At 60.7% G+C, this 11,407-nt stretch carries 9 protein-coding genes; 7 read left to right on the top strand and 2 right to left on the bottom strand.

Annotated elements, in window-relative coordinates; genetic code table 11:
- Positions 1-57: 57 nt before the first annotated feature.
- Positions 58-2,148 carry a TonB-dependent receptor family protein gene (locus tag BLU46_RS13735; protein WP_093202445.1) on the bottom strand — a complete coding sequence of 697 codons (2,091 nt, stop codon included), beginning with the start codon at positions 2,146-2,148 and terminating at the stop codon, positions 58-60.
- 157 nt (positions 2,149-2,305) lie between these two features.
- Here BLU46_RS13735 and BLU46_RS13730 point away from each other — a divergent pair, with 157 nt between their 5' ends.
- The 7 genes from BLU46_RS13730 to BLU46_RS13700 all read left to right on the top strand — a co-directional run bounded on the left by BLU46_RS13730 (position 2,306) and on the right by BLU46_RS13700 (position 9,373).
- The gene (locus tag BLU46_RS13730) at positions 2,306-2,638 is read left to right on the top strand and encodes a YceK/YidQ family lipoprotein (protein ID WP_081253223.1); all 333 of its coding nucleotides are present in this window, start codon (positions 2,306-2,308) and stop codon (positions 2,636-2,638) included.
- A 53-nt stretch (positions 2,639-2,691) separates the two neighbouring features.
- Positions 2,692-3,045: a YceK/YidQ family lipoprotein gene (locus BLU46_RS13725; protein WP_093202441.1), complete on the top strand. Its 354-nt coding sequence runs from the start codon at positions 2,692-2,694 to the stop codon at positions 3,043-3,045.
- 154 nt (positions 3,046-3,199) lie between these two features.
- The gene (locus BLU46_RS13720; protein ID WP_063033420.1) at positions 3,200-4,957 is read left to right on the top strand and encodes a carbamoyltransferase family protein; all 1,758 of its coding nucleotides are present in this window, start codon (positions 3,200-3,202) and stop codon (positions 4,955-4,957) included.
- Complete coding sequence (locus tag BLU46_RS13715; protein ID WP_093202436.1) at positions 4,958-5,854, top strand: GNAT family N-acetyltransferase; 897 nt, start codon at positions 4,958-4,960, stop codon at positions 5,852-5,854.
- Entirely contained in the window at positions 5,851-7,257 is a 1,407-nt protein-coding gene (locus BLU46_RS13710; RefSeq protein ID WP_093202431.1) for a PIG-L deacetylase family protein, read from the top strand. Before BLU46_RS13715 ends, BLU46_RS13710 begins: the two co-directional genes overlap by 4 nt.
- 86 nt (positions 7,258-7,343) lie before the next feature.
- Positions 7,344-8,492: a glycosyltransferase family 4 protein gene (locus BLU46_RS13705; protein WP_093202426.1), complete on the top strand. Its 1,149-nt coding sequence runs from the start codon at positions 7,344-7,346 to the stop codon at positions 8,490-8,492.
- The gene (locus BLU46_RS13700) at positions 8,489-9,373 is read left to right on the top strand and encodes a glycosyltransferase (RefSeq protein WP_093202421.1); all 885 of its coding nucleotides are present in this window, start codon (positions 8,489-8,491) and stop codon (positions 9,371-9,373) included. Before BLU46_RS13705 ends, BLU46_RS13700 begins: the two co-directional genes overlap by 4 nt.
- A gap of 66 nt (positions 9,374-9,439) precedes the next feature.
- Here BLU46_RS13700 and BLU46_RS13695 read toward each other — a convergent pair whose 3' ends face one another.
- The gene (locus BLU46_RS13695; RefSeq protein ID WP_093202417.1) at positions 9,440-11,317 is read right to left on the bottom strand and encodes an O-antigen ligase family protein; all 1,878 of its coding nucleotides are present in this window, start codon (positions 11,315-11,317) and stop codon (positions 9,440-9,442) included.
- Positions 11,318-11,407 lie beyond the last annotated feature (90 nt).

Here is an 11,407-nt window from a genome sequence, read left to right as displayed (position 1 = left end):
GCCGCTGCGCGGCCCAACGGGAGCAAGCTCCCTCGCCACAAGTTCGATGGTCAGTTTCTAAAATGTGTACTCGGCGCCTGCGCCGGCGTACCACGAGCGTCCCGGCGCTGCTTCGTAATAGCGTCCGTTGCCGTCTCCGACAATCACCGACCCCACATATTGGCGATCCAGCAAGTTATCCAGGCGCAAGGTCTGGTGAAAGGTCCAGTGCTGCACCTTCTGCTCAAACCGCGCCCGCCAGTTGAATACGCTGTAGCCCGGTGCCGCGTGTTGCTGGTTGGTGTCTTCGACGTAGACCTTGCTGCGGTACATGCCTTCCAGGGCGGTGCTGACCCAGTCCCGGGGTTTCCAGTTCAGTTCGGCGAATAACGTGGTTTGCGGGACGCCGGGGAGGTAGTTGCCTTTGTCCACCGGTTTGCCGCCGCCGATGAAGTCGCTGTCGTAGGTGGCTTGCAGGCGGGTGTAGGCGATGTTGGTGCTCCACTGTTCGCTGAGCTGGCTTTCGATGCCCAGCTCGAAGCCGCGACGCAGGGTGCGACCGGCGTTCTGGTAGCTGGTGCGGCCGCCGATCGATTGATCCACCACCAACTCGTCCTCGGTGGTGATCTGGAAGACAGCGGCGTTGATCCGGGTGTCGCTCAGCTGTGCCTTCAAGCCCACTTCATATTGTGTGCTTTCGGACGGCTTCAGGCCGAAGTTAAACCCTTCGATATTGCCTGGCGCATAGGCCAACTCCGCCTGAGTCGGCGTCTCGAAACCCTTGCCGGCACTGATGTAGCCGTGCAGGTCGGGCGTGAAGGCGTACATCACGCTGACGGACGGCGTGTTCTTCTGGTAGGTCTTGTTGCCGCTGGAGTCGCCGTTACTCAGGAACTGGTCGTCGACGTCCAGTTCCATGGTGCTGTGGCGGACTCCGGCTTGCAGGGTCCAGCGGTCGATGGCCCAGTTGGCCTGGATGTAGGGGTCGAGGCTGCGAGCGGTGTCGATTTCATCCCGGCGTAGCTGGCCTTTTACGCCAAGGGTGTTGCCGCTGTAGTTCTGGTAGCCGTGGCGGCTGTCTTCGCTCTGGTCGAAATCCAGGCCGGTGATGATCATCAGCTCGCCCGGCACGCTGTCGATGGGCTGCATCCAGCGCACGGAGCCGCCGTAGAACTTGCGGTCGAATTGGACCACGCCGCCGCCGCGTTCGTTGGCGGGCGTTCCCTTGGGAATCGACAAATACTGAATCACACTCCGCCGCCCGGTATAGGCATTCACCTGCAGCGTTGCCTCACCAAAGTACCGCTCGTAATTCATCCCCACTTGCTGGTGGTCAATGCTCTTGCGGGTGTTGTACAGCTCGGCGGCGCTGCTGACCGAGCGCGGGTCAGCCTTGTATGCATCCCACGCCTGCCCAAGCGGATCCTGGGTGCCGTTTTGCTCCAGGCTGCTATAGATCAGTGCCAGTTTGCTGTCTTCATCCGGCTCGAAATTGAGCTTGGCAAAGGTCTGGTCGCGACGGGCGCTGCTGTGGTCGCGATAGCCATCGGTGTCCATGCGCGAGGCGTCCAGCACAAAACCTGCGCCGTCTGCCGCGCCTTCGGCGGTCAGATGGTTCTTGCTCAGGCCGTCACTGCCCACCAGCGTCTCGGCGCCGATGCGCGGTGGGCCTTCGCCGTTGCGGGAAAACATCTGGATTACGCCGCCCGCATTGCTGCCATAGAGCGTAGCGGCCGGGCCGCGCAGGACTTCGATGCGCTCGGCGGTGTCGAGGTTGAACGTGGCGGCCTGGCCCTGGCCGTCCGGGGTGCTGGCAGGGATGCCGTCGGCGATCAGCTTGATACCGCGCACCCCAAACGCCGAGCGGGCACCGAAGCCACGGGAGGAAATCTGCAAGTCCTGGGCGTAGTTCTGGCGGTTTTGAACCACCAGGCCAGGCACGCGGGACAAGGCTTCGGAGGCATTGATGCCCAGTTGGCCGTCGCTGATTTGCTCACGGCTGATGCTGTCCACGGAATAAGGCAGGTCAAACGACGGGCTGGCGCTACGCGAGCCGGTGACCACGCTGGGGTCGAGGACCAGCGGAGCCTCGTCGGCCAGGGCGCCGTTACACAGTCCCAGAAGGCCGGGAAGCAACAGGGCGAAGCGTTTGGGGGCAGCAACTTTCATGAGTAAACCAGCATCCATGACGCACAAAAGTGCGCGAGTTTAAAGATTCAGCCAGCTTTTACCATTTCGGAATCCTCCTACATGGCGCGGCGGTGCACGGGGTCTGGGGCACGAACAGGGCCAATGTTAGCGTTGCTGACCATTCAGAGGGCTGGCCATGACACTAAAAATGACTGCTGCGCTAAGCATTGGAATCCTTGTGTTGAGCGGCTGTGGAACGGCCAATACGGTATTGCGCGAGGATGCGGCAGCGGCACGTGAACTCAGAAAGCAAAAAACCTATTGTCAGTCGATTCCTCGTGTCTACAGTGGCGTCGCCTTCGATTTCTGCCTGCTGCATGCCGTGCCGGACCCTACTGGAATACTGGTGCCGTTCGTTCTATTGGATATAACGGTCTCGGGCATTGTTGATACAGTAGTCCTGCCCTATACGGTTTATCGCCAAGGTGCCGATGGCAACATCAGTATTTATTGGCGCCCGGGTTCATAAACGGATCCAGTAGGGTTATATGGGCCAGGGATGAACGCCCACACTTATGCCAAATGGAGTTGTCCGTGAGTCTTACAACCAAATGTCTTCTCGCCGCTGTACTGGTATCCACCACCGGTTGCGGCACCATCAACACGGTGTTTCGCCCGGACGCCGTTGCCAGCCAGAACCTCAAGGAATCGCGCAGTTACTGTGAAAACGTGCCGCGTATCTACAGTGGGGTGATCTACGGTTTTTGCACACTGAACGGCGCCCCCGACACCACCAAAGAGCACACGCGCGATGCCTCCGGCTCCCTGCCGATCTTCGCCGCCGAGCTGGTGGGCTCCGGCTTGCTCGACACCCTCGTGCTGCCCTACACGGTTTACCGCCAGAACAGGGACGGCAGCATCGAGATATTCCGCTAGGTCTGCAGTGACAACCGGTCGCCACAATCCCTAGATCATCCCGCGCCGTGTTTACGCTATAATCCCGCCCTTTAGCTGTTTCTCGCCCAGGCGAGAAGCACACTTTTTTCAGGCGTGACGCGCCTGCATGCAGACTAAAAGAGGCTAGACCCCTGTGGCATTGACGATTCTTGGCCTGTCCGGCGCCCTTAGCCATGATCCTTCCGCAGCCTTGTATATCGACGGCAAGCTGATCGCTGCCGCCGAAGAAGAGCGCTTCGTACGCGACAAACATGCAAAGAACCGCATGCCCTACGAGTCGGCGAAGTTCTGCCTGGAACAAGCCGGTATCAAGCCTTCCGACGTTGACGTGGTCGCGATTCCGTTCGCCCCCATCAGCCTGTTCGGCGAGGCCCGCTGGCACTATGCCAAGCGTTACTGGTACGCCCCGGACCGCGCCCTCGATGCGATCCTGATGGGCAACCGTCGCTACAAGCGCTATCGCAACAAGATCGTCTGGTGCCTGGAGCAACTGGGCTTCGATCCGAAGAAAATCAAGATCGAACCGGTTGAACACCACCTGGCCCACGCTTCCAGCGCCTACCACTGCTCGGGTTTCCAGGAGAAGACCGCGATTCTCGGGATCGACGGCAAGGGCGAGTACGCCACCACCTTCTTCGGCTACGGCGAAAACGGCAAGATCCACAAGATCAAGGAATTCTACGATCCGGACTCCCTCGGCGGCCTGTATGGCGCGATCACCGAGTTCCTCGGTTTCGAGATGCTCGACGGTGAGTTCAAGGTCATGGGCATGGCGCCGTATGGCGATGCCAGCAAGTACGATTTCTCGCGCCTGGCCTCCTTTGAAAACGGCGAGCTGGTGATCAACACCGACTACGCCAACGTCATCGGCCTGCGCCGCTACAAAGAGAAGGGCAAGGGGTTCTACTTCTCGCCGAAGCTGATCGAGTGGCTGGGTCCGAAGCGCGAAGGCGATATCGCCGACGAGCCGTACATCCACTACGCGGCCAGCATGCAGGCACTGTTCGAGAAGCTGGCGTTGCAGATGATCGACCATTACCTGGGCGACATCCTCAAAGACACCGGCAAGCTGGCCTTCGCCGGCGGCTGTGCACTGAACGTCAAGCTGAACCAGAAGATCATTGCCCGTGACGACGTCAAGGAGCTGTTTGTGCAGCCGGCGTCCGGCGATGCCGGCACCGCGGTCGGTGCGGCAGCCTACGTGTCCCATGCCCGTGGTGTACCGGTGGAGAAGATGGAACACGTCTATCTCGGCCCGTCCTACAGCAACGAAGACGTGATCGCCGCGTGCGCCAAGCACGAGAGCAAGCCGGTCTGGCGCAAGATCGAAAACATGCCCAAGCGCATCGCCAAGATCATGGTCGACGGCAACCCGGTGGCCTGGTTCCAGGGCCGCATGGAGTTTGGCCCGCGTGCCTTGGGCGGTCGTTCGATCATCGGTTGCCCAAGCGCCACCGGCGTGGCTGACCGGATCAACCACCAGATCAAGTTCCGCGAGCGCTGGAGGCCTTTCTGCCCGTCGATGCTCGACACCGTCGCGCCGCAGATGATCAAGGTCGATCACCCTGCGCCGTTCATGACCTTCACCTTCGAGGTGTCGGAAGAGTGGAAAACCCGCGTGCCGGAAGTGGTCCATGAAGATGGAACCTCCCGTGCCCAGGTGCTCAAGCGCGAATACAACCCGCGCTACTACGACATGATGAAAGAGCTGGAAGTGCTGACCGGCAACGGTGTGTCGCTGAACACCTCGCTCAACCGTCGTGGTGAAGCGATGATCTGCTCGCCGACTGATGCGCTGAACATGTTCTTCGGTTCCGACCTGCAGTACTTGATCATGGAAGACATCCTGGTGGTCAAGGACGGCGTGGACCCTTATGACGCTGTGGTCTAAATGCTGAACCGCTTCCAGGGCTGGCGTGAACGTGGCTGGACGCCTGTCGAGGCCGAGGTTTACTCCCAGGCCTGGCAGCGTTTTGGTGGCAGCGTGGCAACCCATCCGCAGATCGTCGAGCGGCTGGCGCACCTGGCGCAGATTCCGGTGCGTTACCTGGGCTGGGAGCAGGACGGCGAGCTGAAAGGTGCAATTGCTACCTGGGGGCGCGACCTGGCCCTGTCCAAGGACGTGCTCAAGCGCAAAGGCAAAAAAGGCCTGTTTGATCTGGGTAACGCCGAGATCATCCTGCCGATTGCCGCCGATGCGCAGTTGCCGCTGCGCCATCGCGCGCGTTATCTCTCTGCACTGAATGAGGGGCGCGTAAGCACCCTCAAGCCCCAGGCCGAGCAGTTGGCCATGGCGCGCACACCGGAAGAGCTGTCGAAGAAGTTTCGCTACAACCAGCGCCGCGAACTGCGTTTGCTGGAAGAGGCGGGCGGCGTGGTGCGGGCGGTCAGCGAGTTTTCCAGCAGCGAACTGGCGGCGATTTACTGCGACCTGTTCCAGCGGCGCTGGGGTTTCCCGGCCGCAGGGGCCGAACGTCTGGCCGAAGTGCTGGAGCTGCTCAAGGAGTTCCTGTTCGGCTCGGTGCTGTTTCTCAATGACGCTGCGATTGCCGTGCAACTGGTGTATCAGGTGCAGGCGCCGGAATGGGTCAGCGCCGAGTACGTCAACGGCGGTGTCGACCCGGAAACCAAGGCATTCAGCCCTGGCAGCGTGTTGAGCTTCCTGAATACCCAAAGTGCCTGGGAGCAAGCGCGAGCGAGCGACAAGCCGCTGCGTTTCTCCTTCGGGCGTTCCGATCGGGAATACAAGGAGCGCTGGTGCAACCCGGTGCCGGTGTTCAGCGTATGAGTCGCAAACAGCAACTGCTCAAGCAGCATCGGCGCAACAAGCGTATTGCGTTGTTGGTGGGACTTTTGCTGTTGGTGGCCGTCGGTGTGCTGGTGGCCTGGTGGTTGCCGCTGCTGCTGGCGGTGGTGCTGTGGGCCGCGCATGAAGCCTGGTTTGCCGACCATCTGTTCTACTCGCCTAAAGACGACTATGAGTACGCGTTTCCTGAAGGGAGCGAGTGCGCGGGTCTGCGTCTTGAAGCAGGGCGCCTGCTGTTGGACACGCCCTTGGTGGGCGATGAAACCCTGATCGTAGGGGTTGAGCTCAAAAGCTCGTGGCTGGGGCGTTTTCTCGACCCGGCGGTGGAAGTGTTGGGCCTGGATGCGCCAGACCGGCAAGTCTTCGAGCGAGGTGTCGCAGGGCGGCGCTATCTCAACCTGACAGGCATGGGCGAAGCGCTGTCCGGAGGTAAGCTGCGCTTGCGCGGGCGTTTCTGCCGGATCAAGGGGCAGCCGACGCTGTGGTTGTTCCGCCAGCCGGATTACCGTCACCAGCGCGTCATGGTCATTGCGCCCCATGCCGACGATGCCGAGCTGGCCGCCTTCAGCCTCTACAGCCAAGCCGATGAGAGCTGGATCGTCACCCTTACAGCGGGCGAAATCGAAGCCGATCACTATCAGCAAATGGGCATGCCCAAGGCCGATGCCGCACGCCTAAAAGGCCGCCTGCGTGCCTGGGATAGCGTCACCGTGCCGCGTTGGGCGGGCGTACCCGAGGCGCAGTGCGTGCAGTTGGGCTACTTCTGCATGCAACTGCCGGCGATGCAGGCCGCGCCAGATCAGCCCCAGGCTTCCCGGGAAGCCCAGTTGGACGATACGCGGCTGTTTCGCCAGTTCAATGCCCTGGCCTTGCCCGGGGATGTGGACGGTGCCCCAACTTGGAAAAACCTGATTGCCGACCTCCGGGCGTTGCTGCTCAAGGCGCGCCCTCAGGTCATCGTGTTGCCAACGCCGCTGCTGGATCCGCACCCGGATCACATCTGCGCCCACGCCGCGATCCTCGAAGCCTTGCAAGGCCTGGAGTGGCAGCCGGGTACATTGCTCGGCTACGCCAACCACCTGCATGATAATGATCGTTGGCCCATGGGCGACTCGGGCGCTGGCGTGGCCTTGCCGCCACGCTTTGATGCCACGCACGAACTGGTGCCTTGCAGCTTGCCGCTCACGCTGAACCAGCAGCAAGACAAGGCCATGGCCCTGGGCATGATGCACGACTTGCAGCCGCGGGCGCCGTTCAAGCGCCGCGTGCGCAGGTGGTTGCAGCAATTATTGGCGGGCCGTAGTCCATCGCCTTACGGAGAGAATGAATTCTTCCGCAAGGCGGTGCGCCGCCATGAATTGCTCTGGGTTTTAAAGCAGGATTGAGACCTTATTGAAGGCAGGCTTGCAGGGCCTGCCGCCCCTTTTTCGCCGGGCTGCGTGCCCGCAGCCAGATTGCAGCATGGAGAGTTATGAAACCTCGTTTCAAGGTTTTGCAGTTACAGCCGGACTACAACGTCAAGACCCACGACTTCGCCGACCTCGGCGAGCAGATCGTCAAGGCTTTGCCGGCTGAACGTTTCGAGGTCACATCCGGGTTCCTCAGCGGCCGTCCGCTGCCCGGCCAGCCCTTGAGCGTGGCTGAACACTCCCATTACTTCGAGTTGCCGGAAAAATCCCTCAAGGGCATCCGTTTCGGCGCTATGTGGCAGATCTACAAATATTGCCGCGAGCAGAAATTCGATGTGGTCATCTGTAACCGCTTCAAGTCAGTCAACATGATGCTGTCCCTCAACCGCTGGTTGAAGATTCCCCTGTGCATCGGCATCTCCCACGGTTTTGGCGAGTACGCCCGTGGCTACCGTCGGCGCCAGACCCAGAAGTGGGTCAGCCCGGCGTGGCGATTTGTCGGGGTGTCGGCCGCGGTCAGGGATTACCTGGTGGACCTCAACTGTGGGTTCACCCGTGAAAACACGACCTTTGTCACCAATGCTATCGACATCCCCCAGGCCGAGGCCTTGCAGTTGCCGCGGGATGAAGCGCGCAAGGCCCTGGGCCTGCCGCTGGATGCGCGGATGATTGGCGCCTTGGGCCGGCTGGTGCCGATCAAGGGCCACACTCATTTGCTGCAAGCCTTCGCCACCCTCAAGGACAAATACCCTGAGGCTCAGGTGGGCATCATCGGCTCTGGCCGCGCCGAAGCAGACCTGCGCGCCGACATCGAGCGCCTGGGCCTGACCGGCCGTGCGCACCTGCTGGGCTTTCGTGAAGATGGCATGAAGTACGTGCGCGGTTTCGACATCTGGACCATGCCCTCGCTGTTCGAAGGCCTGGGCCTGGCGCTGCTGGAAGGCATGAGCGGCCATTTGCCGGTCATCGCCTCCAACGGCCCGGCAATGTTGCCGTTGGTGGAAGGTGCAGGCGGGCTGTCCCATGACCCGGGCAGCGTCGAGCAACTGGCGGCGGCGCTGGACACTTACCTGGCGTTGAGCGACGAGCAGTTGCGTGCCAAGGGCGAGCAAGTGTTCCGCTATCTGGAAGAAAACCACACCCTGGACGAGTTCCGGCACAAGTATTTGAACCTGATCGAAACCGGTCTGCGTGAAGTAGGTAAAGCATGAGTCTGCAACAACCCCTGGTCACTGTGATCATCGCCTCCTACAACCATGGCCCGTATATCGAGCAGAGTATCCTCAGTGTGCTCGGCCAGACCTACCCCAACATCGAATTACTGGTGGTGGACGACGGTTCCAAGGACGACAGCGTGGAGCGCATCCAGCGCTTGCAGGCCGAGCACGGGTTTGATTTCCAGGTTCAGCAGAACCAGGGCCTGACCAACACTCTGAACGGCGCCATCGCCCGCGCCAAAGGCAGCCTGATCGTGCCATTCGGTTCCGATGACATCATGCTGCCCGAGCGTATTGCCACTCAGGTTGCCTACATGGAAGGCAAGCCGAAGGTGGGCATCTGTGCTGGCAATATCGAGTTGATTGATGGTGACGGCAAGCCGTACCCGGAGAAGAAGCAGCGCCGCGATTTGCCGTTTCGCAGCCTGGACTTCGATGACCTGTTCCTGGACCGCAAGCCTTTTCCGCCGGCACCGACCCTGATGATCCGTCGGCAGCCGCTGGAAGAAGTCGGCGGATTCGATCCACTGATTCCGCTGGAAGACTTGTTGATCGAGTTGAAGATCACCCACGCCGGCTACACCATCGACGTGTTGAGCGTGGTGATGGCGCGCTATCGGCAGCACGCGACCAATACGTACAAGAATCATCGCTACATGATCCAGAACATCCTCAAGACTTACGGGTTGTTCAGCGATCATCCGGCCTACGATCAGGTTCGCTACAACTTCCTGAACTCGATGTTCCTCAAGACCGCCGACCGCGACCGCCCGCTGGCGCGGGAGATCCTCAAGCAGATTCCCTTGAAGTTCTGGGGGCGCAAGACCTTGCGTGGGTTGGTGCGGCTGTATCTGGCGCCGCAGCGCAGCTCATAGGGCTTCGGCCTGGCCAGTGCGTACACCGCAATGGCCAGGGGCTTGGAACCTCAGCGGTTCACACCATCACTTGGCCGGGCTCGTGACCTGCGCGGCCGGACTGTTGAGCTTCAGCACCTGTTCACGAATCTTCGCCGTGGCGCTTGGCGAGGCAACCGACGCATAGCCCTTGGCCAATTGCTCGAAATGGGTTTCGAACAACCAATTGCGATCCTGTGGATAACGCTGCATGTGCCGCAGGTTGCGCTGGCGCAGGGCGTTGCGCAGGGCTGACGGGTAGATGCGCATGTCGGCCACGTCAATCAGGCCGAACTCGCCGTCATCCATCAACAGCACGTTGCCCAAATGCAGGGAGCGGAAGTACACGCCGCGCTCGTGAAGCTGGGCCATGAACCGGCCGAAACGCTCAATCAACGATTCCCGCAGGCTGCTGTCCAGGCTTTGCAGGGCCTGGCGCAGGGTCAGGCCGGGCAGCGGCTGATAACGTACGGCGCTGCTGGCATCCTTTAACTGGTAGAGATTGAGGATGACCGGTGATGGAATCCCCAATGCGCGCAGCTGCTCACTGTTGCTGGCAAAGCGCTCGGAATAGGGATTGAAGCTGCCGGAGGTGTACCAGCGACGAGGGCGGAACAGCTTGAGGAAGCTGCCATCCTCCAGGCGCAGGACCTTGGGCCCCAGTCCATCGGCTTCAATCACGTGGGCGTCGGCGCACAGCTGTTCGAAGTCTTGAGGTTTCAGGCGTTGAACCGGCATGCGCAGCAGGCTGCGGCGACGCTGGGCGATGCTCAGGCCGGCGATCAGCGCCAGCGGGATCCATAGCAGGAACCAGTGTTCTTTTGGCCGCGAGAGAATGCCGCCGCCTTCGGTCAGGCCGGCACCGATGCCGTAGGCCAGCAGGGAGGAGGCCAGGATGAACAACGGCTGCGCACGTTCCTTGAGGCTTTTGTACAGGCCCCAGCCGAGCATGAAGATCCACGGGATGAAGCCGATGATGCCGACGTAATAGAGTACCCCGAGGGCAAAGCTGTGGGGTTCACGCAGCTGATAGCTGTCGGGAAGCGTCAGGTACAGTTCTGAGTCGTAGCTGTGGCCGATCCAGGGGTGTTCGGCGATACGCTCAAGCGACATGCCCCAGATTTCGAAGCGGAACGAGCTGCCACGATTGGTGATCAGTTCGGGATAGAGCAGCAACAGCGCCGCAGCCCCCAGCGTCATACAGGTGATCAGCAGGGCCGCGCGCCGATTGCGAGTGGTGAAACTCATCCAGAGTACGGCGAGGACCAGGGCAACCAGCGGCGTTCTTGAGCCGGTGGCCAGCACTGCAGCGGCCATGATTGCCAGTGCCGGAACGCTGAACCAGAGTACGTGCGCACGCTTGGTGGTCATGCATACGTACAGCCAGTAGACGCAGAAGAATCCGAATACATGAGAGCTCAGTAGCGCATTATCAAGAGCCCCGCGCCCGCCGATCATTCGCGCGCCCTCCGCGAAGTGGGGGGCAAAAGCCACCAGGCTGCAGGCACTGGAGATCAGTGCAATCAGCGCGGCGCAGAAGAAGATCGGCTTGAACAGCTCGTTGCGGTAATGCAGCAACAGTCCCAAACCGGCAAACAACGTGAAGGTATTCGGTGGCCGCTTGAACAAGTCGGAGTCTATCGTGGGCTCAGGGCTCCAGAACAGGCTGATGAGCGCCCAGCCCGAGAAAACCACGAAGGCAATCGCCAGGGGCTCGCGCAATACCTGCTTGAGTTCCGTCGGGCGCAGGCACAGCAGCAACAGTGTCGGCGCGGCGAACAGCAGGTAGTAAAACCTGTGCAGCACATTTCGATTGGTAACGAAGAACAGCGCACTCAGGAGCAGCAACAAGCCAATGGGCAGAATCCACAGACAGAGGAAGTCGAAAACGCGGTTTGAGCCATATGTAAGGCGCTTGGATTGCATACAGAAAAGCCGTTCCAGAATAAAGAAAGCCGACCATACTAAAGTAGTGGCTATACAATGTCGCCCGTTGGGTCCAACGGGGCCGCGGTT

The organism is Pseudomonas yamanorum (assembly GCF_900105735.1).
Taxonomy (GTDB): Bacteria; Pseudomonadota; Gammaproteobacteria; order Pseudomonadales; family Pseudomonadaceae; genus Aquipseudomonas; species Aquipseudomonas yamanorum.
Note: the sequence above shows the minus strand (reverse complement) of the source record. Positions and strands in the feature narration are given on the sequence as shown.

What these genes read in the sequence shown, in the direction of transcription:
- BLU46_RS13735 (WP_093202445.1), bottom strand. Translation starts at nt 2,148, where the DNA reads ATGAAAGTTGCTGCCCCCAAACGCTTCGCCCTGTTGCTTCCCGGCCTT.
- BLU46_RS13730 (WP_081253223.1), top strand. Translation starts at nt 2,306, where the DNA reads ATGACACTAAAAATGACTGCTGCGCTAAGCATTGGAATCCTTGTGTTG.
- BLU46_RS13725 (WP_093202441.1), top strand. Translation starts at nt 2,692, where the DNA reads ATGGAGTTGTCCGTGAGTCTTACAACCAAATGTCTTCTCGCCGCTGTA.
- BLU46_RS13715 (WP_093202436.1), top strand. Translation starts at nt 4,958, where the DNA reads ATGCTGAACCGCTTCCAGGGCTGGCGTGAACGTGGCTGGACGCCTGTC.
- BLU46_RS13710 (WP_093202431.1), top strand. Translation starts at nt 5,851, where the DNA reads ATGAGTCGCAAACAGCAACTGCTCAAGCAGCATCGGCGCAACAAGCGT.
- BLU46_RS13705 (WP_093202426.1), top strand. Translation starts at nt 7,344, where the DNA reads ATGAAACCTCGTTTCAAGGTTTTGCAGTTACAGCCGGACTACAACGTC.
- BLU46_RS13700 (WP_093202421.1), top strand. Translation starts at nt 8,489, where the DNA reads ATGAGTCTGCAACAACCCCTGGTCACTGTGATCATCGCCTCCTACAAC.
- BLU46_RS13695 (WP_093202417.1), bottom strand. Translation starts at nt 11,317, where the DNA reads ATGCAATCCAAGCGCCTTACATATGGCTCAAACCGCGTTTTCGACTTC.